The following is a 22,839-nucleotide window of genomic DNA, read 5'->3' as shown; positions in this document are numbered from 1 at the left end:
TAATTGGTCATTGATAGTTGATAAAATAGCAATCATCATTTCACTTGCGTTCCTTCGCGCAGCAGTCCGGCACCTGTGGAAACAATCTCGTCGCCGACTTCCAGTCCGTCCAGCACTACGTATTCGCGTCCGTCATTTATTCCGGCCACGGTAATCAAGGCAGAAACGGCCTTGCCATCCACTACCTTATATACCACTGTCTTGTCCTGCAACTGCACGGTGGCCTCTTGCGGAATCACAATACAGTTCTTATAAGTGGTAGGCACCACCACCGTGCCCGACGCCCCACTGTGGAGCAGGCGCGATTCATTGGGAAATACCACACGTGCCACTACCGTACCCGTCTGACGGTCAATGACGCCACTGATGGACTCGATGGTTCCTTTCTTGTCATAGACGGAATTGTCGTTCAGTCTCAGTTCCGCTTGAGGCATGTTCTTCAATGCCTCGTCCATGCTTCCGTATTGGCGGGTCAGGGCAAGCAACTGGTTCTCGGTCATGGAAAAGTAAACGTACATGTCGCTGTTGTCACTGACCGTTGTCAGCGGTTGCGGCAAGCTGGGGCTGACCAATGCCCCTGCACGGTAGGGCAATGCCCCCACCACCCCGTCGCTGGGACTCTTCACTTCCGTATAGGAGAGGTTGTTGCGTGCGCTTATCTCCTGGGCCTCGGCCTGCGAGAGTTGCGCCTTGGCGGTAAGGTAGCTGTTTTCGGCAGTCTTCAGGCTGAATTCCGAAACCACTTTCTGCGCATACAGTTCCTTGTTGCTGTTATAAGTCAGTTCGGCAGTAGCCAGTACGGCACGTGCCGCTTCCACATTGGCAACGGCCGTTTTGAGTGCAGCCTTGTAGGGAACCTGGTCGATGATGAAAAGCAGTTGTCCCCGGCGCACCTTCTGCCCCTCGGTCACACACAACTTCTCGATGGTACCCGACACTTGCGGATAAATATCTATGTCCTGCCGTCCGCGTATCGTTGCTGAGTACGAAGTGGAAAGCTCTTTGTCCGTCGCCTCCACTTTCATGGTAGCATAAGAAGGTTTCATTCCGGAAGCATCCGATGCCTGCTTGCAAGATGCCAAACACATTGTACAACCGACAATCCCTATCAGCCGTCTCCATTTCCTGTTCAATGTAATCATACTTTTTCTCATTGTCTTTTTGTTAAAACTGGTGGCAAAAGTAGGAGAAAGGAACAACGCCATAATGACCAATTACACTCCAAAGATGTTCCTTTTTCGACATTCATCTTTTTTAAGGATAATGAATTGTCTATAAATGATATATAGAACAAGAAAGCCGCATAATGGAACATCCCATATTTCCCATTATTCACCAACTTTGCAAAACGAAAAAGGAAGAATATGGAGAAAGGGAACATAAAAATCGTAGAAATCGCGGACTTTAAAAACAGCGAACATGTCCTTGACTATGTAGACAATGACTTTGTCATAATCAACAGTCTGGAGGGAAGCCCCTACAATGAAGATACAATAAGATTGGGATGCTTCCTTATCGCTATCTGTCTAGAAGGCTGCATCCAGTTGGACGTCAACTACAAAACCTACCAACTGGAAGCAGGCGACTTACTGCTCGGCCTTCCCAATACCATTATCAGCCACGCGATGGTAAGCCCAAAGCACAAGATAAGGCTTGCCGCATTCTCCACACAGTTCCTACAACGCGTGGTCAAGATGGAGAAGGATACATGGAATACCGTTATGCATATCCACAACAATCCCATAAAGTCTGTCGGGGAGGAAGGGGACAAGGAAATCTTCAAATTCTACCGAGAACTGCTTATGGCAAAGATAAACGACGAGCCTCATCACTATCACAGGGAAGTGATGCAATACTTGTTTTCTGCCATTTTCTGTGAGATGTTGGGACACCTCAACAAAGAAGTGAACCCTTCAGAAATGACAGTCGATACAAAAGAAAGCATCAAACAGTCCGACTATATCCTGCGTAAGTTTATAGAGATGTTGTCCAAAGACAACGGCATACACCGTTCTGTAGGATATTATGCCGATGCACTCTGCTATAGTCCCAAACACTTTTCGAAGGTCATCAAGCAGGCATGCGGACGTACACCGCTGGACTTGATAAACGAGAATGCCATTGAACACATCAAGTACCGGCTAAAGCATTCGGACAAGTCCATCAAGGAGATTGCAGAAGAATTTAATTTCCCCAACCAGTCTTTCTTCGGGAAGTATGTGAAGTCTTATCTGGGTATGTCTCCGGCACGCTACCGCAATACGAAAGAGGAATGATTTCCCCTACTCTTGGGGCTCACTCCGTAAAGGTCTGCATTAGGAAGCTAAACCTTAACTTTACGACGCTAAAGGTCAACTTTACGATGGCTAAACCTCAACGTATCACTTCATCACACACCGCATCCTGGAAAGCGCGTGCTTCCCTGCCCGACAGTGCATTCTGGTTCATGATGGCAAAGGCTATCTCGTGTCCGTTGCGGGCTTTAAGGTAGCCGGCCAGGCAGTTGATGGCGGTAAAGGAACCCGTCTTGGCATGTACATTTCTGTGGGAAAGGGTGCCTTTCTTCATGCGGAACTCCAGTGTACCGTCCACGCCGCCAATGGGCAAAGCCTTATAAAATTTCTGGAAAACATCCGTACGCGAGTAGGCATATCGCAGGAAAGAAACCAAGAGTTCCGGTGAAATGTAGTTGTAATTGGAAAGGCCGCAACCATCTGCCAGATTATACCTATCGGGGTTATATCCCATCTCTTTTATCAGCATGCGGATGGCAGAAAGCCCGTCCTCGGCAGAGACACGCTTCTTTCCGCTGCTCTGCACACCCAACCGGCAGAGCATGGCTTCGGCATTGAGATTATCGCTCTCCTTCATTATCTGTTTCACCACATCCTGCACGGAAGTTTCGTAGGAAGCCATCCGTACGGAGAGGCTGTCTTGCCTGAACTCGCCGAAGAGGTAAGAGACTTCCGCATCTACCGCCGGAATGCACCGGATGCCTCGTGCCTGCAACCGTTCCATAAAGGTATGCATGAAGAAGTCCTGCGAAGAAAATATATTGACCGTACCTGCACGGCGGGCATCGACGTTGCCCGTCACGGTGATGTTGTTCCCGTTCACCAGCCAGTCGCGCGACACACGGAAACGTCCGGCAGAAGGGGTACGGCTTTGGGTCTTGTTCGTCAGTGTATAATAGGAAGAGGCGGGAGTGCATTCAAGGCGTGCGCTGTCGCCCCGTTCGCCGGGTGTGGCGGTAACCTTCACCACTCCTTTATTCAGCATCAGCGGTGAGAGGTAGGGCTGGAAGGAATAGGGAGTATCATCCCACAACCAGCCGCTGCCCCAGTACAAGGAGTCTTTCATGGAGACATCTCCATACACCTTGCCTTTGATGACAGAGAAGGGGAAACGGGCCACGGCAGCCACCAGGGAATCCAATGCCTCTTCATCAAACTCCGGGTCGTAACCGCCTATCACATACATATTCCCCTGCAAGGTATCGCGCTCAATGGTTCCCTGATACCACACTTCCGTACGGAACGGCTCGTCGGCTTCGGGACGGGAAAGGGCGGTAATGGTGGTCAGCAGCTTCATAGTGGAAGCGGGACGGGAAAGCTTGTCCGCCTGATAGCCGTACAAGGGCTTGCCGGCAGTCAGGTCATAGACCGAAATGGCCACATTAGAGCCTGCGGGAAGTTTGTGTTCTATCAACGCATCAATCCGCGCAGAGAGCGGCTTCACCGGAGTTACCGTCTCTTGGGACCACAATGGGAGCAGGCAGACGGATAAAATTAACAGCAACAATATCCTTTTCATAAATATATTTATCTTTAAAGGCAAAAGTACGACAATCTTACAAATGAACAATAACCAGGTAGTCTTTTCATAAATTATATCCAGCCATCCATCTTAATATTCCTTTAAAAATACTACTTTTGCATAGATTGCATAGGCAAAATCTCCCAGTTACTATCACTCTAAAATTGATGTACCATGAAACTACAACTTACAATTGCCAGCTTTACAATATGCCTCCTTTTCTCCCCCATGCTTCGGGCACAAGAATCTCCGCGCATTGTCAGTTATGACTTAACCGTACAGATTGATGTACCGAACCGACAAGTCGAAGTTGGCGGTTCGTTTGAAGTCGATTTCCAGGACAGTGACTCAATCTCGTTGGTACTATGGCGCCATGCCCGTATCGACACACTACGCCACAGCAGCCGGGAGATAACCTACCGTTTCGATACGCTTGCCCCGGCACCTGCCCAATTCATTCCCGACGGACGGACCTTGACCCTCTACCGGCCGGCAGGAGCCGATGACCGCTGCCGCATAAATACCCGTTACACACTCTACATGCAGGAAGTGCAGGGCCCTGCAAAATCATTCAATGACCATTGGATTGAACTTGGTTACTATACGGGATGGTATCCTGTCTGCAACGGTAACCGGGCAGATTATTCGCACTTACGAATCGGCATCACTGACGGTTATACGGTGAGCGGCTCAGGTATTATTTCCCATACAGAAGAAGGGATGTGGGAAATGGAACAACCTTGGGAGAATTTCGACAATGTTATCCTGGCTTCACCCATGCTGAAAAGCCGCCGCATCAATGATAACGGAACTACCATTGAACTTATCTATACAGACTTCCCGGATGCCGGTGCAGACTCGGCACTTCAATGTTGCCACAATGCCTTGAAATTCTTCCGACGCCTTTATAAAATTGCGGGAGATGAGGATATTTACATGAAATTCCTGCTTTCAGCTTCCGGCACCTCAGGAGGGTACAGCCGTAAAAATTTCATTATGCTCAGTTCCCGAACATTCAATGAATATGTACTCAAGAACACCGCCCACGAAATCGGCCACTTCTGGTGGAACAAGGCTCCGGTGGAATCTTGGCACGACTGGCTGAACGAATCTTTTGCCGAATTCAGTGCTTTGCAATACATACGCCACGCCCGCGGCGAAAAAGCCTATGCCGCTTACATCGACGCCTACCGTAAGGAAACACGCCATATCCGTCCTATCTGGGGTATTGACCGCAACGACCGCGAAGCGCATCTTGCCCTCTATAGGAAAGGGTCAGTACTACTCGCCGACCTGCTTGTCCGAGTGGGTGAAGAACCTTTCTTCAACTTTCTGGCAGGTGTCATCCAAGCCCATATAACAGACACATCGGCTTTCCTGGATTTTGCGGAAAGCCGATTGGGACGTAAAAACCGGGACTGGATTGAAAAGCGGTTAAAAGAATAAACACCTGATTATTCTTCAACTGTTCCTTTCGCCACCGGCTTCTCAAAATGAGTGCCGCACTTCCTGCATACATACTCCCAATGCTCAGTGCCCGGAGGTGCGGCCGACAATGCCGCAATAACAGCAGCCACCACAGCACGCACCCGATGGCTCTTCTTCAGCACAAACTTAATCTCATCCGAACCGCAATGGGGGCAGTACCTCAACTGTTCCGGAATCATCTGGTTCCGTTCAAGCAGACGGAGGGCATTGTCATATTCGTCCTCATAGACAAATATATCCACTCCCGTGACATCACGGACATATCCGCGCATCACGGAAGACATGTTTTCATTATGCAAAACAGACGCAATGCCCTCATTCTTCAAGGCACCCTGAATAACATGTGCCTGAAAGGCATCGTCGCAGGTGATTAGCTTTACGGTTTTCATCTTTTATGTTTATATGAAACAATAGTCATGGGTTCTACAATGCCTCCTTGAATATCTCTCCCACCGTGGGGTGCGGAAAGACAATCTTCTTCCATTCATCGGCAGTAAGTTTCAGTTCAATAGCCATGCCTGCCAGCGTGATGATTTCCGAAGCGGGATTACCCAAGACATGTGCCCCCAATACGGTATCGTCACTGCCCAACAGTAACTTGCAGACGCCATTCACTCCTTCATTCTCTGCTACAAAGCGACCACTGTACGCCATCGGAAGCTTCACAGCACGATAGGCAACGCCTCTCTTCTGCAGGGATTCTTCTGTCTCGCCCACACCGGCTATTTCGGGATTAGTATATACCACGCCGGGGATGGCACGGTAGCTCATGGCATCCTTCTTGCCAATGATGGAATGTATGGCTACTTCCGCCTCGCGGACGGCTGTATGCGCCAGCAAGGAATATCCCGTCAAGTCGCCGCAAGCATATACTCCGGGAACTGAAGTCTGCATCTGTCCGTTGACAAAGACATTTCCGCGCTCCGTTCTTTCCAAGCCCAGATTCTCCAATCCGAAGCCTTTCATTACCGGACGGCGCCCGACACTCATCAGAAGCCGTTCGGCAACGACGGAACCGGGACCGTCGGCTGTTTCATAATTCACCTGGATAAGGGAAGAAGCTTCGGCAGTATCCGGCATGACAGACACTACTTTTGCACTCAGCATGAACTTGATTCCCCGCTTGGCGTACTCTGCACGGAGCATACCCGCCAGCTCTCGGTCCATACCGCCTCCCAGTATCTCGTCCAACATCTCGACGACGGTTACCTGCACTCCCAGGCTGTTGAAGAAAGAAGCGAACTCCATACCGATGACACCGCCGCCGATGATGGCAAGCGAAGCGGGCAGTTCCTTGTTATCCAGTGCATCACGATGAGTCCAATAGGACACTTTGTCTATGCCGGGAATGGCAGGGACAAAGGTTTCGGAACCGGTGCAGAGCAGCAGGTTATCGCATTCGTAGGTTTCTCCGCCGCACTCCACATGATTCTTGTCCGTCACTGTGGCCCCTCCGCTGACAATCGTCACACCATGGGCAGTCAGCTTTCCTTTGACTCCCAATACCAGCTTGCGCACTACCTTCTGCTTGCGAGCAATAATCTTGGGCAAATCGAACGATACTTCGGGCACACTGACCGCATACTTTGCAGCATGGCGGGCTCCGTCATAGGTCTTGGCCGAATACAACAAGGTCTTGGTAGGGATACACCCTTCATTCAGGCACACTCCACCGAGACTCTGCTTCTCAAATAGTACGACACTCAATCCTACTTTTCCGGCAGCTTCGGCAGCAGTATATCCCGCAGGACCTCCACCGATAATGGCAACTTGGTATTTCATGGAATTAATGGTTAGTGGTTAATGATTAGCGATAATTTGTGCGCAAGTTAATAAAACCCGTATTATCCGACAAAAAAGAACACTTCTTTCTTTCGGAGAATACAGCGTAAAGAGGAAATAATTATCTTTGTCGGGCAGCATTTACAAAGAATGCCACGTCCAATGGACATAAATCAAATAATAACCAACATGAAAACGACTGACTTATTCCAACCCATCCTTCTGTTCGCTCTTTTTCTTTGCGGCTTGACAGCTTGTAGCAACGACGATGACCTTCGCCTCTCACCCATGCAGGAAACTACTCTGAATGGAGATGGCTCTACCCTGCAGATAGACCTGACACGTAGTGACTGGCGCATTGCCTCCATCACTACCCTCGACGGAATCACAATGGTAGATAACAACAACCGCCCCCTACAGTTGGAAGGCTTGGGAAGCCTTCACTTCCGCTGGTTTGACCTCACCCGCGAGAACGAAACCCGGCTCACACTAAAGACTGAAGATAATTTCGACGGAGAAAAACGCGGGCTTATCCTCAACCTTGAGATGAAGACGGGCTTCTACAAAGAACAAATCACCATACGGCAAGCGCCATGCGAGAATTTCTATCAGATAGAATCCATTGAATACAGCGTGGGAAATAATGACGGGGTGGAAGAAGCCGGGACGGAACCCGACAAGAGTACCTATAAAGATGAAACTATGGGCAACACAACCGGAAAGCATGACCATTATCCGTTCATCAACAAATGGACAGAATACGCATTCTTGCTCAACGACCACTCCAACGATGTCTTCAACTGGATAGACCCGAAGAAACGCAGCATCTACCTGCCCGACCGTATAGAAGACGGAAAGGTGGTGATGGGGCAACAACAGCTATTCTTCCTTGCCCAAGGCAAGTACTACAAAGAAGACGAATTGAGATATAAACATTTTGAAATGGATATAGTGGGCATGAAATGGAACATATACACTTCAACCATCTACTACAAACGGCTTCAAGTGACATTCACCGCCACTCTTTCACGTCCCGGTAGCGATACAAAGAAGATACTCAAGGGTAAATTCATGCAGAGATACCCTTATGACTGCTCGGAAATACATCACGAAGTAAAGGATTCTTTAGAAGATTAGAGTCCGGTGTCTGTCAGACAAGACTCCACCTCCTCCCTGCTCAATGCCGGAGCTCGCCCATCGGCAAGCTTACGGCATACCAACCGGCCGGCCGCCAGCGCTTCCGCCTTTGTGGCAAACGGCATGCGACCGCTCAAAGCAGGTATAAAAGGCTGATATATCAGGGTATCGGCTCCATGCAGTACCACATAGCCATAACCGCCTTCCACCTCCATCACCCGGCATTTCAACTCATTGCCACCGCCGGCAGTATGACCCGAACAGCAAGAAAGGCATACCGCCATCACAGCCGGTACACCTATCTTTATCATCATAAACATCAGCTTCATAAGTTCCGTTCAGTTATGGGGCGAATCAGACTTCCTCTTCCTCATCGGGCAGAAGTTCGTACACATCATCAAAGTAGCTGGTACCGCTTGTTCCCGTCAGCACAAAACCACGTTCGCCGGTAGAGAAACCAACGGCAGCCCTGCGCGAAGAAGCGCCGGAAGGATAATTATGCACATCTGTAATGGGGGTAAAGTCGTCGTCGGAATCGCCGTACCATAAGTCTTTGTCAGGGTCGTACAGCCAGTAGTCGCTGCTCAGGGAAGTGCTGTTACGTATTCCCGTAGCCACAAACCCTCTGCCCCCGATGACGAAGGATACGGCTTCGGACCGTGTGATGGCGTAGTCATCGTCATAATCATTGTCGGAGTCCGTATCGGCAATGTCACGCAACTGGGTCCAGTTGCTTCCGTCGAACTTCCAGAAATCCACCAGGTCAGTACTGTTGTTTCGCCCGCAACAGATGTAGGCCACCTCATCGATGACGAATGCCGTACCGAAGTAGCGCTTCTCGCCTCCATACCCGCTCACCGCTTCCCATTGCGAACCTTCGGCGCCATTGGGGTTGAAACGGTAGAAGTCCATCTTGTAGGCACTCTCGCTGCCGGTAGCGTCGCTGTTGCAGCCCGTACCGACATAGCCATATCCGCCTATACTGAAAGCCAGGGCACCGTCGCGTACTCCGCCTTTGAAGTCGTCTTTCCGTGTCCAGGTATCCGTGGCAGGGTCATACTCCCAGGTATCTGCTACACAGTAGGACGAGGAGCCGTCCTTTACGGAACCGGTCGTAATGTATCCCTTGCCATTCACGGCAAAGCCCACGGCAGCCTTGCGCCCGGCAACGGGCATGTCGGCACACTGCGTCCAGCTGTTCCGGCTCATGTCATACTCCCAAAGGTCGTTCAGGTAATCCTTGTTCGCTCCGTAGAAGCCGCCACACAAATATCCATAATTGCCGATGGTGAAGCCGGAGGCATAAGCGCGGTACACACCGTTATAGCTGGCTTTCTTCATCCACTGCCCCTGAGTGTATTCATCCTCGTCCGTACAACTGCCGGCAATGCACACGATGGCCAGCAACATTATTCCTACCAATAGTCTGTTCATTGTTTATTGTTTTTTTAATGATTAAGCTTTATACTTCCCACTTTCCAAAACAAGAAGCTGCGGGAGGTCCTTTTTGTCTGTCCGCAAAAGTAAACCACCGCAACCACACCGACAAAAATAACCGACGAACAGTCCGAAATTCCCGTTAAACGCCTTTACCGATAAAAACCGTCCGAACGCCGATTTTTGTAGGAAGATATAAAAGTTTTGCCTTTCCTTTGCCGCCAACTAAAAGAACAGAAATGAAGAAGTCATTGTACAGCTTATTCGCAGTCCTCGCTATCTTCTGCGCCTGCCAGGACGAGAACTCGCAGCTTGGAAAGAGCCTCGTGGAAAGCTCCTTCTATAATGTATACGCAGACACCTGCTCGGTAGACATCAGCACCATCCTGCTAGACTCCATAGAGACCCGGGGCGACAGCATCTGCCAGCTGGGACATTACCGGAGCAGCGCCTGGGGAGAAGTATCCGCCACCTACTATGCCGAATACTCCACGTCCGACTTCACCCCCAACACAGACTATACCTATACCCTCGACTCCCTCGTACTGCGAATGATACCTTCGGGCCATTTCTGGGGAGATACCCTGACGCAACAGCGCATCTCCATCTACCGGCTGAAAAACCCTATCGTGCTGGACAACGACGAGGACCTTTACAACAGCACCGTACTCCCGACGGAAGATACCCCGCTCTTCAGCTTTACCTTCACCCCCTGCCCGGGGCGGAAGAAGGAAGTAAGCGTCCGCCTGCCCGACTCATGGGGACAACAACTGCTGAATGACCTCGTGGCCCAGGATGACTACTTCGATACCCAAGACAAGTTCAAGAAGAAATTCCCCGGACTGGCCTTTGTTCCCGAAAACGACGGGCAGTGTATCACCGGATTCATGGTGAACGACTCTGCCATGAGCATCAACCTCCACTATCAGGAAGTCTCCAACCAGCGGACCGGACAAGTGCTGACTTTCAACGTAAACACCGACTATGCCTATACCGGTATCCGGCACGACCCCACCGGCACCCACCTTGCTTCCCTGAAAAGCGGAATAGAGAACCTCGTCCACTCCAGCGACATGGGTTGCCTGGCCTATATGCAGGGATTGACGGGTTACTACAACCAACTGGAATTCCCCTACCTCAACAGCCTCGGAAGTACCGGACAGATAGTCTCCATAGAGAGCGCCACACTCTACCTCTATCCTCTGGCCCGGAGCTACAACGAAGTGAGCCAGCTTCCCAATGACATCCGCCTTTATATCACGGACGAGAACAATGTGCTGGAGGACTACGTATACGGCAGTGACGGCGTAACCGTACAGACCGGCGACCTGACCATCGACGAGATGTACGGGAAAGAGACCTACTACTCCTTCGACCTCACCGAATTCATCCGCAACAACTACGGCACTTCGGGCATCAAGCGGCAGAAACTGCTGATGAGTCTGACAGACGAAGAAAGCACCACCACCTTCAACCAGGTCATCTTCACCAACGACCCCGAACAAGAAAACCAATGCAGATTAGACGTAAGATTCAAAATATACAACGAGCAATGAAACGCCATTACCGGATTCCCCTTCTGCTGTGCAGTCTGTGTACGGCAAGCCTCACCGCCGTGGCCCAGAACACCACCAACCTGCCCACCTCCATGTACGGAGTGGGCGAACTGAGTGCCGGTGACGGCGGACGTTATGCCGGCATGGGCAACACGGGCATCGCCCTGAACCGTACCGGATTTCTGAACACGCTGAACCCCGCAGCCATCACCCGCATGGACACCGCCTGCTTCACGTTCGATGTGGGTGTATCTGCCTCATATGCCCGCTACTCCTTTCTGAGCGAACACAGCTCCAACTTCACCGGCAACCCCAACCGCATCAGCATGAGCTTCCGTGTCCTGCCGCGCTGGTATGCCCTTGTAGGTGCAGCACCATACAGCAGTGTGGGCTATGTCATCCAGACCGAAGAAGAGATAGAGGGAATGCCCGGCAACTACACCTACTCGCTCTTTGAGGGTACGGGCGGACTATACCGGTGCTACGTCACCAATGCCTTTGCACTGAGCAGGCAACTGTCGGTCGGCATCAACCTGGGGATGATAGCGGGCACAGTGACGCAAAGCGAAACGCAGGAAAGCGCCGTCGTAAAGTACGAATCTTCTAAACGGGCCTTTTATGCGGACTTCGGCATACATTACGAATGGGGTGCGACCGGACAACGGAAGTGGGCGGCAGGGCTGGTATTTGCTCCCTCCCTTCCCATCAGCCACGACAATACACTGACTTACAGCAACTCATCTACCAGCGAGAACCTCGATAAAGGATACCACAGCCGTACACAATATCTGCCCATGCACCTCGGCACCGGCCTCAGCATGACCACCGAACGCTGGGTGCTGACCGCCGACTACAACTACCTGGACTGGAGCCGCAACTCCTCCTCCTACACTTCCATGAAATACGAGAACCAGCACAAAGTGAACCTGGGAGGCAGCTACATTACCAAGCCACGCCTGGCACGTTCCACCGAGCTGATGGGCGGAATAGGTTTCGGCAACTCCTATATCAACCTGAAAGGCGGGAAGATGCAGTATCTGGAAGCCAGTGTAGGGGCGAGCTTCCCCATCCGGTACTCCTATCTTTCGCTGGGCGCCACCTGGCGGAAACAACTGAACACACGCAGCAATCTGATGCAGGAAAGCCGATTCAGCCTGAATCTGAACTTGACGTTCGGGGAAAGGATTTCGAGAGCAAAACTAAAGTAATACAAGGTTCCGGTTCACCACAGATTACACGGATTTTACACCGAATGATTATCATTTGTTGGATCTATATATGCAACGCGTTGCATATATAGATGCAGCACGCTGGAACTATAGATCCAACAAACAAAGTATATAGTATCTGAAAACAGGGTATTACAACACTGCCAGCCTGGACACATACCCTTTCACCCTTTCGCGGTAAGCATCGCCAATGGGGACATCCTTCTGCTCGATGAGCAATGTGCTGCGCCCGATGGCGCTGATGCAGTCCATGCGGACAATAAAAGAACGGTGCACGCGGATAAATTCGTTCGCCGGAAGTTTTTCCTCCATGTACTTCATACTGCATAGGCTCAAGATAGGCTTAGGGGAATCTTTACAGAAAATCTTCACATAATCGCCCATACCTTCTATATAGTTTATCCGTTCCAGGTCGAGCCGCATGATGCGGTTGTCACACCGCATGTAAATCACCTTCGGAACCTCTTCCGGACCTTGCCTTTGCTTGGGGGCGGACGTACCTGCATCCTGCAAAGAGAACCAGCGTGCCGCTTTGCTGACAGACTGGAAAAACGTGGAGAAATTGAGCCCGTCCATCAGATAGTCCAACGCATCCAGACGGAAACATTCGGCAGCATAGCGGTCGGTGTCTGTAATGAAAATGACACGAGTGGACGAGGACAAGAGCCTGCAAAAATCCATTCCGTTGATTTCACCTTCTTCCACCGGATAGATGCCGACAAAATAAACTTCCACTTTTGTCTCATAATAATCCTTCAGCGCTTCAAGAGGATTGCCGTACTTTCCGTGCAAAGAGAGAAAAGGAACTTTGCCGATATACTCTTCCAATCTTCCGGCAATCTCCGGGTCCGCATGCAAAATGGCACAATTCAAGTTCATATCCGTTTCTTTTTTACATAATGGACGCTGCCACATCCAAAAAACTGCAAACAGAAGAGCTAAAATTAAGCTTTATTTATGATTCAAAAACAATCTGCCTCTACGGAAAGACTATATTATCAGGAAAATAAAGTGCTTATTATGAACAGTTTCAAAAAATAAACTTATCTTTGCATGTACATCCCCACAAAAAGTAAAGGCTATGAAACAACAGAAACTATTCCACCTCGTATTGTCCGCCATGCTGATTGTTTGCACGACCGGCTGTTATGATAAAGACGAAATTAAAGATGCTGAAAAATATCTGTTCAAAGATATTCAATACTCTTTTGAAGAAGGGGATGGATTCAGTACGTATGATGTAGAGCTCCTGCCCTTCATCATGGAAAACAATTTAAACAATAGTATCACCACCACAAACTCCCCCTTCGAAGACACATGGCAGGAAACCACCTTTCAGAGCAACGACCCCGAAGCATTTGTATGGATGGGGGAAGAAGATGTGTTCGTCAATACCCCTTACATGTTTGGAGATGAACTATTGTTAAGTGGGGCAACCATAAAATATGGCAGCGAAACAACAAAAGCCAAAGGTCCAAACAGCAGTACTTCCACCATCAGCATACAACCTCACTGTCGGCTCATCATAAAAGGAACACTACACTACAGCAAGCTTGTAGCTACCTATACGCTGACATTCGCAGGTGAATATACAAAAACGGAAAAACAGATAAAGGGAAAGTTCATACAAACAACTCCGGAAGGCTACACAGGAGACATTACCATGGAACCGATAACGGCAGATTAAAACGGAATCGCATACGTGGGCACACCCTATTGCTCACCCTCTCCGTTCCTCCAGTAACCGGATAAACTCCTCCTCCTTGACGGGAAGAAGCACTGCACACTTGCCCTCGCCATATTTCACGAGCACATAGCGCATCACCGCAAACCGCCCTACCTGCATGGAAGAAGCACGCTCCACAGAAGTGATGTCTTTCATCAGAATTTCCTTACTCCGGGAGAAACGGCCGAAGGACAGCACCAACTTCCCGTCGGGCGTTACGGTATAGGTGGTATGAATCAGCTTCTCGATAATAACCACCAGCCAAAGCATGAAAATAGCAGCCAGGAACGGAGACTTGTACCAAAGCATATAGACGGCGAGAATACCTATCAGGATGAGAAACAGATACTGCCCCATAGCAATGCGCGCATGAAAGATTCGATTCATTTTATCTGATTTTTGCCGCTAAGGTACGTATTTTTACGATAACAACTTCTTCATCAGCATCTCCATTTCTCGAACTTCCGTCACATTCAGCTTGCGGCAGACCGAAGCACATAACAATTCTACCCGTTCCGGCGAAAAATAAATCAGTTCTGCAATCTCCTTTACAGACTGTCCAAGAGCTACCAGCATACATATCAGTTCTTCATCCTTATCCACCTCCGGAATAGACTGATAAAGTTTCTCTAAAAAAGAAGGATAATGAAAAATAAAGATTTCACGGAATACAGCCTCACGAGTTCCGGACAACAAAGCCTCCGAAGCATTGGGAGAATCTTCCGAAATCATTTCGCGCAAAGCTCTGGCAATCTCCTGCATATTAAAAGGTGTCACTGTTTTCTTTGTTTTCATTGTATCTTATTTCACCATTATACATATTTACAATCGTTTTGATACAAATTTGCAAAATATGCACAACCTAACCATAAGAATACGATATACAATCTGATATACAATTTCATATTATATTTATTATCAAATAATTAACAAGAAACAAAAAACAAGTCCATTGTTGTAAATTTTAAATTAAGAAATTATATCTTTGCCTTACAAAACAAACAGTCCACAAAATATGAATGCCAAAAAACTTTCATTTTTACTTCTGATTCTCGTAGCTGTAGCCTGCACCAACCGCTCCACCTCTTCGGAACAAGACGAAATGAGGCATTGGAACAATGTCCTTCAACAAATCAATGCCTTACTACTCGAAAACAAAGCGCGACAAACGTTGGATCTTGCCAAACAGACCTTGCCCGAAATCCTGGAATCGGCAGAAAAAAACGGAACTACAGATACCCTGATTTACTATGCCCGCAAGATATTTAATGCCTGCGGGAACAATTACATAAACACCAAACAATACAAAGACGGCATCGACTATATGGACAGCATTGGGAACCATCCCCTCATCCGCGAACATTGCCCGCACGAACTGCTGAGCTTCAAGGCCGGACTGAACCAACTGTATGGCAATAACCCGGAAGCTGTCCGACTGGCAGAAGACTACCTCCAGTTACCGGTCTGTACCAGTGCCAATGACTTTATCCGGCAGGCAGAAATCATAAGCGGTGTCTACATGTACTCCGGAAACAATCTACCCAAAGCTATCCAAATTTTGGAAAAAGCAATAGATGTCTACCGGAAAGGCGGAAACTTCCCGAACATGCTGCGGATAATGTCACGGTTGGGCATCTATTACCACCTCAGTGGCGAATACGAGAAAGCTATAGCCACTAACCAAGAAGCCATAGCCACTTACAACGACAGCATAGCACCTGGAAATGTAGTGATTGCCTACGGAGAACAAGCTAATCTCTACGCCGAACTGGGTATGTACGACCAGGCCCTGGAAATGAACAAAAAAGCCCAATACTACTCCATGCTGAAAGACAGCTTCGGACTGGGAGACTTGTACCGCTACCGTGCCCAGATCTTTCGTAACATGAATCAAAAGGACTCTGTATTCCACTACCTCAGGCTGGGAGAAAAGTTGTCAATGATACAAAACAGCTTTAAGGGCGTATTCGTAAACAAAGTAGAAACGGTAAACAGTTATCTGGACTATCCCGACTCTTTGGAAAAAGCACTGCAACTTGCCCTTAGCATCTGTCCCGATACCGTGCGGATGCCCCAATGGGCCAAATACCAACTCAACCTCCACCTAGGCCGGGCCTTACTGCAAACCGGGAAGGAGCAAAACGGCATACACCTGATAGACCGGGCTGCACAAGACCTCATCAACATGAAGTTCATGGAAGGCCGCGATGCCAACGAGATATTAATGGATTACTATCTGGCCAAAGGCATGAACGACGATTTTGCTCGTTGCTACATCCGTAACCGACAGTTTGCCGATTCTCTGGACAATAACGAAAAGAAACGTGCTGTGGCAGCAGCCAACATCCGGTTTGATGCCAACCAAAAAGAGAAAGAAAACAAACTGCTCTCGGCACAAGTGCAATGGCAGCAACAGCAGTTGTTCTACAACATCTGCATCTCCATTACATTACTGTTGCTACTTATCACCACTACAGCCTATTTCATCATCCGAAGGAAGGCCAACCACCAGCTTATAGAAAACAACAAACGGGAAATACAGACCCTCATTACCCGGCAGCAAGACCTGAACCGCCGCAACGAACAACTGACGGAAGAAATAGAACGGGCCATGGCTACCAATAACCTCAACTCCATTCGCCAGCTCACCGTGCAAAGCCTGCTCAGCAGGGAAGATGAGAACACATTCCGCCGGTCGTTTGCCACCATACATCCTTCTTATCTGCCCAAGCTCCGCGAAAGTTATCCTCAACTGACCCGCAACGAAGAATTGCTGGCCATGCTCATCTGCATGAACCAAAGTACCGACGAAATAGCCCTTATCATGGGAATCAACCGGAATAGTGTAAACGTAGTCCGTTCGCGCATGCGCAAGAACATGGAATTGCCCAAAGAAAAATCCCTGGATGAAGTATTGAAACAATACCTTACATAACAAATAAAAATAAGCCCGCTTATTTTGCTCTACGTTTGGTTTACACTATCTTTGCGGCGTTTAATACACAAAACCTATGGTAAGAAAGTTCGATTTTCTCGTTATCGGCTCCGGACTTGCCGGTATGAGTTTTGCGCTGAAAGTAGCGCATAAAGGAACAGTAGCCCTCATTTGTAAGGCAGGTTTGGAAGAGGCAAACACTTATTTTGCACAAGGAGGTATCGCCTCTGTCACCAATCTGGCCGTAGACAATTTTGAAAAGCATATCGAAGATACCATGATTGCGGGTGACTGGATAAGCGACCGTGAAGCCGTAGAGAAGGTGGTGCGCAATGCCCCCGAACAAATCAAGGAGCTTATCAAATGGGGAGTGAACTTCGACAAAAAGGAGGACGGAGAGTTTGACCTGCACAAAGAAGGCGGCCACTCCGAATTCCGCATCCTCCACCATAAGGACAATACGGGTGCAGAGATACAGACCAGCCTCATTGAAGCTGTGAAGCAACACCCCAACATCACCGTACTGACCGACCATTACGCTGTGGAAATCATTACCCAGCATCACCAGGGAATCATCGTTACCCGCCACACCCCCGGCATCAAGTGCTACGGTGCCTATGTGCTGAACGAAGCGACGGGCGAGGTGGATACCTTCCTTTCCAAAGTCACCATCATGGCAACGGGCGGTTGCGAAGCCGTTTACCGCCATACCACCAACCCGCTGGTGGCCACGGGAGACGGCATTGCCATGGTCTACCGTGCCAAGGGAGCAGTGAAAGACATGGAATTCATCCAATTCCATCCCACAGCTCTTTTCCATCCGGGAGACCGCCCCTCGTTCCTCATCACCGAAGCCATGCGCGGTTATGGCGGCGTGCTGCGTACCAAAGACGGAAAAGAATTCATGCAGAAGTACGACCCGCGACTCTCGCTGGCCCCGCGTGACATCGTGGCGCGTGCCATCGACAACGAAATGAAACAGCGCGGTGAGGACCATGTGTATCTGGACGTCACCCACAAAGACCCCGAAGAAACCAAGAAGCACTTCCCTAACATATACAAGAAATGCCTCAGCATCGGTATAGACATTACAAAGGAATACATACCGGTAGCCCCCGCCGCCCATTATCTCTGCGGTGGCATCAAGGTGGATTTGGACGGACAGAGCAGCATCCGCCGCCTGTACGCCATCGGCGAATGTTCGTGCACCGGACTGCATGGTGGCAACCGTCTGGCAAGCAACTCACTGATTGAAGCCGTGGTTTATGCCGACGCGGCAGCCAAACACGCGCTGAGCGTACTGGAACGTTATGACTTCAACGAAGACATTCCCGAATGGAACGACGAAGGTACCATTTCCACCGAAGAACGTGTCCTCATCACACAAAGCATGAAGGAAGTGAACCAGATTATGGAGGCATACGTAGGTATTGTCCGCAGCAATACCCGGTTGACACGTGCCTGGAACCGACTGGACATACTTTACGAGGAGACAGAAGCACTCTTCAAGCGGAGCAAGGCTACCCGAGAGCTGTGCGAACTGCGCAACATGATAAACGTAGGATACCTGATAACAAAGCAAGCCATGGAACGCAAGGAAAGCCGCGGACTGCACTACACGATAGACTATCCGCACGTCGGGAAGTAACTAAAGTAAAACTCGCGCCACTATACTGGCACGGAAAACGAACATGGTCATTTAAACAAAGCGCCCGGATGCTTTCTTCAGAGCATCCGGGCGTTTCCCGTTATCCATACCTGCACAAGCAGGAGACATTATCAATAGTTTGACTTCTTTACTTCGAAATAAGCCTGCGGATGCAAGCAAGCCGGACATACCTGAGGAGCTTCCTTACCGGTGTAGATGAAACCACAGTTGCGGCACTGCCATACCACTTCGCCTTCCTTGGCAAATACGCTGGCAGTCTCTATATTCTGGATAAAAGCGCGATAACGTTCTTCGTGTCCCTTTTCGGCAATGGCGATGTTACGGTACATAAGAGCGATTTCGGGGAAACCTTCTTCGTCTGCAATATCAGCAAACTTAGGATAATCCAATGACCATTCTTCGTGTTCGCCGGCAGCAGCTTCCTGAAGATTTTCCAGGGTAGTGCCGATAACACCTGCAGGATAAGAAGCGGTGATTTCCACCATACCGCCTTCCAGCCACTTGAACATACGTTTAGCGTGTTCCTTTTCCTGGTCAGCCGTTTCTGTGAAAATAGCGGCGATTTGTTCGTAACCTTCTTTCTTGGCTACACTTGCAAAATAAGTGTAACGCATTCTTGCTTGTGATTCACCAGCGAATGAAGTCAGCAGATTCTTCTCAGTCTGAGTTCCTTTAACACTTTTAGCCATAGTCTCTTTTTTTATTAGTTAATATAATTACGTATAAATGTCGTTCGTACTGTTTATAAACAACACAAAATTACGAATTTAGTTTGGAATAATCACACCTCTGCCCCATCGGATTTATTTATCGTCTTATAGAAAGAATCTATCTTCACCGATAACCCGAAGAGGTATTTCAGACATAATTAATAGCACATATCTGATAAGGAAAACAAAATACATCACAGTTGTGTTCACTAATATCCATTATTTTATCTACTTTTGCAGGCAATTTGCAATATATACATTACATTCTGTATAAAAAAACGTATAAAAAAGTAGATTATAATGAAAGCGTTCGGATTCAGACCAAAGCTATACACGGCTTTAAAAAATTACTCTAAAGAACTGTTCATGGCAGACCTGATGGCAGGTATCATTGTAGGTATCGTTGCCCTCCCGCTTGCCATTGCATTCGGTATCGCCTCCGGCGTATCACCGGAGAAAGGTATCATTACGGCTATCATAGCCGGTTTCATCATCTCCCTGATGGGTGGGAGCAAGGTACAGATTGGAGGACCGACCGGTGCGTTCATCGTCATTATCTATGGCATCATCCAGCAATACGGTGAATCGGGGCTTATTGTCGCCACACTGATGGCAGGCGTACTGCTCATCCTGCTGGGAGTGTTCAAGCTGGGAGCTGTCATTAAGTTTATCCCCTATCCCATCATCGTAGGTTTTACAAGCGGTATTGCCGTCACCATCTTCACTACGCAGATTGCCGACATTTTCGGGCTGACGTTCGGAGGAGAGAAAGTTCCGGGAGACTTTGTAGGAAAATGGATGATTTATTTCCGACATTTCGATACCGTAAACTGGTGGAACACGATTGTAAGTATTGTCAGCATCTTCATCATTGCCATTACACCGCGGTTCTCGAAGAAGATTCCGGGGTCACTTATTGCCATCATCGTGGTGACAGTGGCAGTCTGGCTGATGAAAGTATATGGAGGCATTGATTGTATCGATACCATCGGCGACCGTTTCAGCATCCGTGCCGAACTGCCGGATGCCGTGATGCCTGCCCTGGATTGGGAAGCGATAAAGAACTTGTTCCCCGTAGCCATTACAATCGCTGTACTGGGTGCCATCGAATCTTTGCTGTCTGCCACCGTGGCCGATGGTGTGATAGGCGACAAACACGATTCCAACACGGAACTGATAGCACAAGGTGTTGCCAACATGGCTACCCCGCTGTTTGGCGGTATCCCTGCCACCGGAGCCATCGCGCGTACCATGGCAAACATCAACAACGGAGGAAAAACTCCCGTAGCAGGCATGGTGCATGCAGTGGTATTGCTGCTTATCCTACTGTTCCTCATGCCGCTGGCACAGTATATCCCAATGGCTTGCCTGGCGGGTGTACTGGTCATAGTATCCTATAACATGAGTGGTTGGCGTACGTTCAAGGCATTATTGAAGAATCCTAAATCGGATGTCACGGTACTGCTGATTACTTTCTTCCTGACCGTCATCTTCGACCTGACTATTGCCATTGAAGTAGGTCTGGTGATTGCCTGCGTGCTGTTTATGCGCCGCGTCATGGAGACTACCGAAATATCCGTCATCAAAGATGAAATAGACCCGAATGCAGAATCGGACATTGCAAGCAATGACGAGCACCTGATAATCCCCGAGGATGTGGAAGTATATGAAATAAACGGTCCTTACTTCTTCGGCATCGCCACCAAATTCGAAGAAATCATGGCGCGGCTGGGCGACCGCCCCAAAGTGCGCATCATCCGCATGCGTAAAGTTCCGTTCATCGATTCTACCGGTATCCACAACTTGACAAGCCTTTGTGAGATGTCCCAAAAGGAAAAAATAATCATTGTGCTCTCCGGTGTCAATGAAAAGGTACATAAGGTACTGGAAAAATCGGGCTTCTATGAGCTGTTGGGCGAAGAAAATATCTGTCCGAACATAAATGTGGCACTGGAAAGGGCCAAAATGATTATCCAACACTAATCCCGGCATGGCACGAAAAAAAAAGAAACAATCGCAAGGCGTCTATTATCTTATATTGTTTATATGTGCGGTCTGCCTTGCCTATGAACCCGTTGCAAAGATACTTTCGGATGCCAGGCAAAAGAGTTCTACGCCTGCCAAGATAGAACTCACGGCAGGCACACGCCTTGAAATACCGGCAAAGCTGAAGAACGTCTCCGAACAGATTCTCCAGCGGAAAGGCTACACAGTATCCTACAACAAAGATTTAAAGATACCCAACTGGGTAGCCTGGGAACTCACTCCCGAAAAACTGGTGGAGCGTGAAAGCCGTACAGACAAGTTCCTGCCCGACCCCGACCTGCCTGAGCACGAGGCAGTAACCACCGATGACTACAAAGGAGCCGGCATGGACCGCGGACATATGTGTCCGGCCGGTGACAACCGCTGGCACTGGAAAGCCATGCAAGAGAGCTTCTACATGACAAACATTTGCCCGCAGAACCACAATCTAAACCGTGGCGACTGGAAAGAACTGGAAGAGTCATGCCGCCGTTGGGCACAAGAAGAAGGCAAGATATACATTGTATGCGGTCCTATTCTCTATGACCAACGTCACCGTACCATTAGTAAGAAGCACAAAATTACAGTGCCCGAAGCATTCTTCAAGGTCGTTCTGTGTGCAGACAGCAATCCCCCCAAAGCCATCGGCTTCATTTATAAGAATGCATCAGGCAATCATCCGTTGGACAGCTACGTCAATACAGTGGACGAAGTGGAACGTATTACAGGTATCGACTTCTTCCCCGCCCTTCCGGATGAAATAGAAGAGAAGGTGGAAGCCGAATATGACTTGAAACTGTGGTAAAGGAGCTATTCCTTTACCCAGGCATCTACAATCTCGGCTACATAAACCCGGTGCAATCCACCGTGGTCACCGCCATACCAACGCTCGTAGACGGAATGGTCGAGAAAGAGTTCTTCTTTCATATCGGTAATGAAAAGCTTGCGGCACTCCAATCCCAGGCGGTCCTGCTCAAAGAGAATGTTTCCCCGCTCGGTAACGATAGGATTCAGACCAGTTTCCTTTACCTTATCCACTTCCCTACCCGATTTACTGCCACAAAGGTTGTAAATGCTCCGGTTTTCCTTTCCTAAAAAAGAAAGGGTGAAATATTCGTTCTCCTCCATAAACTCATACGTATAGCGCTCGGAACGAATAAAGACAAACACCACCGGCTTGTTCCAAAGCCAGCCAATACCTCCCCAACTGGCAGTCATGGTGTTGAAATGTTCTTTACTGCCTGCCGTAACCAGCATCCACTCTTTGCCTATCACTTCGAAGAAGTTCTCGCTTAAATCTTTAATTGCTATTGATTTCATAAGTATATT

At 48.9% G+C, this 22,839-nt stretch carries 21 protein-coding genes; 10 read left to right on the top strand and 11 right to left on the bottom strand.

Going from position 1 to position 22,839, the window contains the following annotated elements:
* Positions 1-35: 35 nt before the first annotated feature.
* On the bottom strand, positions 36-1,142 hold the full coding sequence (locus tag DW039_RS15800; protein ID WP_120382134.1) for an efflux RND transporter periplasmic adaptor subunit: 1,107 nt from the start codon (positions 1,140-1,142) through the stop codon (positions 36-38).
* A 222-nt stretch (positions 1,143-1,364) separates the two neighbouring features.
* Between DW039_RS15800 and DW039_RS15790 the strand changes: the two genes are divergently transcribed.
* On the top strand, positions 1,365-2,276 hold the full coding sequence (locus DW039_RS15790; protein ID WP_022400615.1) for an AraC family transcriptional regulator: 912 nt from the start codon (positions 1,365-1,367) through the stop codon (positions 2,274-2,276).
* 97 nt (positions 2,277-2,373) lie between these two features.
* On the opposite strand, the gene dacB is transcribed toward DW039_RS15790, so the two are convergent.
* Positions 2,374-3,813: a D-alanyl-D-alanine carboxypeptidase/D-alanyl-D-alanine-endopeptidase gene (gene dacB / locus DW039_RS15785; RefSeq protein WP_120382129.1), complete on the bottom strand. Its 1,440-nt coding sequence runs from the start codon at positions 3,811-3,813 to the stop codon at positions 2,374-2,376.
* 177 nt (positions 3,814-3,990) lie between these two features.
* On the opposite strand from dacB, the gene DW039_RS15780 reads away from it, so the two are divergent.
* Positions 3,991-5,262 carry a M1 family aminopeptidase gene (locus DW039_RS15780; RefSeq protein ID WP_061412803.1) on the top strand — a complete coding sequence of 424 codons (1,272 nt, stop codon included), beginning with the start codon at positions 3,991-3,993 and terminating at the stop codon, positions 5,260-5,262.
* Between the two features lie 8 nt (positions 5,263-5,270).
* Here the strand turns inward: DW039_RS15780 and DW039_RS15775 are convergent, their stop codons facing one another.
* Positions 5,271-5,693 (bottom strand): DUF2007 domain-containing protein, encoded by a 423-nt coding sequence (locus DW039_RS15775; RefSeq protein WP_005825260.1) that lies wholly within the window; start codon positions 5,691-5,693, stop codon positions 5,271-5,273.
* 34 nt (positions 5,694-5,727) lie between these two features.
* Positions 5,728-7,086, bottom strand: coding sequence for a dihydrolipoyl dehydrogenase (gene lpdA / locus DW039_RS15770; protein WP_119958248.1), 1,359 nt, complete (start codon positions 7,084-7,086; stop codon positions 5,728-5,730).
* A 189-nt stretch (positions 7,087-7,275) separates the two neighbouring features.
* Between lpdA and DW039_RS15765 the strand changes: the two genes are divergently transcribed.
* Complete coding sequence (locus DW039_RS15765) at positions 7,276-8,223, top strand: hypothetical protein (protein ID WP_120382133.1); 948 nt, start codon at positions 7,276-7,278, stop codon at positions 8,221-8,223.
* Here the strand turns inward: DW039_RS15765 and DW039_RS15760 are convergent.
* Both DW039_RS15760 and DW039_RS15755 read right to left on the bottom strand, forming a co-directional pair.
* Positions 8,220-8,552: a DUF4907 domain-containing protein gene (locus DW039_RS15760; protein ID WP_120382128.1), complete on the bottom strand. Its 333-nt coding sequence runs from the start codon at positions 8,550-8,552 to the stop codon at positions 8,220-8,222. The two genes, DW039_RS15765 and DW039_RS15760, sit on opposite strands and share 4 nt — an antisense overlap.
* 25 nt (positions 8,553-8,577) lie before the next feature.
* On the bottom strand, positions 8,578-9,657 hold the full coding sequence (locus tag DW039_RS15755; RefSeq protein WP_005825248.1) for a kelch repeat-containing protein: 1,080 nt from the start codon (positions 9,655-9,657) through the stop codon (positions 8,578-8,580).
* A gap of 242 nt (positions 9,658-9,899) precedes the next feature.
* Here DW039_RS15755 and DW039_RS15750 point away from each other — a divergent pair, with 242 nt between their 5' ends.
* Both DW039_RS15750 and DW039_RS15745 read left to right on the top strand, forming a co-directional pair.
* On the top strand, positions 9,900-11,216 hold the full coding sequence (locus tag DW039_RS15750; protein ID WP_120382127.1) for a DUF4270 family protein: 1,317 nt from the start codon (positions 9,900-9,902) through the stop codon (positions 11,214-11,216).
* Positions 11,213-12,424 (top strand): hypothetical protein, encoded by a 1,212-nt coding sequence (locus DW039_RS15745; RefSeq protein ID WP_120382126.1) that lies wholly within the window; start codon positions 11,213-11,215, stop codon positions 12,422-12,424. Before DW039_RS15750 ends, DW039_RS15745 begins: the two co-directional genes overlap by 4 nt.
* A gap of 153 nt (positions 12,425-12,577) precedes the next feature.
* Here DW039_RS15745 and DW039_RS15740 read toward each other — a convergent pair whose 3' ends face one another.
* Positions 12,578-13,324, bottom strand: coding sequence for a LytTR family DNA-binding domain-containing protein (locus DW039_RS15740; protein WP_016272213.1), 747 nt, complete (start codon positions 13,322-13,324; stop codon positions 12,578-12,580).
* Between the two features lie 202 nt (positions 13,325-13,526).
* Here DW039_RS15740 and DW039_RS15735 point away from each other — a divergent pair, with 202 nt between their 5' ends.
* A complete protein-coding gene (locus DW039_RS15735; protein ID WP_120382125.1) occupies positions 13,527-14,132 on the top strand; it encodes a hypothetical protein in 606 nt (201 codons plus the stop codon).
* Positions 14,133-14,165: 33 nt separating this feature from the next.
* On the opposite strand, the gene DW039_RS15730 is transcribed toward DW039_RS15735, so the two are convergent.
* Positions 14,166-14,558, bottom strand: coding sequence for a PH domain-containing protein (locus DW039_RS15730; protein WP_005833977.1), 393 nt, complete (start codon positions 14,556-14,558; stop codon positions 14,166-14,168).
* 33 nt (positions 14,559-14,591) lie between these two features.
* Positions 14,592-14,966: a hypothetical protein gene (locus DW039_RS15725; RefSeq protein ID WP_044468766.1), complete on the bottom strand. Its 375-nt coding sequence runs from the start codon at positions 14,964-14,966 to the stop codon at positions 14,592-14,594.
* Between the two features lie 220 nt (positions 14,967-15,186).
* On the opposite strand from DW039_RS15725, the gene DW039_RS15720 reads away from it, so the two are divergent.
* Positions 15,187-17,106, top strand: coding sequence for a tetratricopeptide repeat protein (locus DW039_RS15720; RefSeq protein ID WP_005825236.1), 1,920 nt, complete (start codon positions 15,187-15,189; stop codon positions 17,104-17,106).
* Positions 17,107-17,182: 76 nt separating this feature from the next.
* A complete protein-coding gene (gene nadB / locus DW039_RS15715; RefSeq protein WP_016272212.1) occupies positions 17,183-18,754 on the top strand; it encodes an L-aspartate oxidase in 1,572 nt (523 codons plus the stop codon).
* A gap of 131 nt (positions 18,755-18,885) precedes the next feature.
* Here nadB and rbr read toward each other — a convergent pair whose 3' ends face one another.
* Complete coding sequence (rbr, locus tag DW039_RS15710; protein WP_005825226.1) at positions 18,886-19,464, bottom strand: rubrerythrin; 579 nt, start codon at positions 19,462-19,464, stop codon at positions 18,886-18,888.
* Positions 19,465-19,785: 321 nt separating this feature from the next.
* On the opposite strand from rbr, the gene DW039_RS15705 reads away from it, so the two are divergent.
* Positions 19,786-21,468 carry a SulP family inorganic anion transporter gene (locus DW039_RS15705; RefSeq protein ID WP_035447452.1) on the top strand — a complete coding sequence of 561 codons (1,683 nt, stop codon included), beginning with the start codon at positions 19,786-19,788 and terminating at the stop codon, positions 21,466-21,468.
* Positions 21,469-21,475: 7 nt separating this feature from the next.
* Positions 21,476-22,315 carry a DNA/RNA non-specific endonuclease gene (locus DW039_RS15700; RefSeq protein WP_120382124.1) on the top strand — a complete coding sequence of 280 codons (840 nt, stop codon included), beginning with the start codon at positions 21,476-21,478 and terminating at the stop codon, positions 22,313-22,315.
* A 5-nt stretch (positions 22,316-22,320) separates the two neighbouring features.
* On the opposite strand, the gene DW039_RS15695 is transcribed toward DW039_RS15700, so the two are convergent.
* A complete protein-coding gene (locus DW039_RS15695; RefSeq protein WP_009037517.1) occupies positions 22,321-22,830 on the bottom strand; it encodes a flavin reductase family protein in 510 nt (169 codons plus the stop codon).
* Between the last annotated feature and the right edge of the window lie 9 nt (positions 22,831-22,839).

The sequence above is a fragment of the Bacteroides sp. AF39-16AC genome (assembly GCF_003602735.1).
Taxonomy (GTDB): Bacteria; Bacteroidota; Bacteroidia; order Bacteroidales; family Bacteroidaceae; genus Bacteroides; species Bacteroides uniformis.
This window is presented reverse-complemented; position numbering and strand designations above follow the sequence as displayed.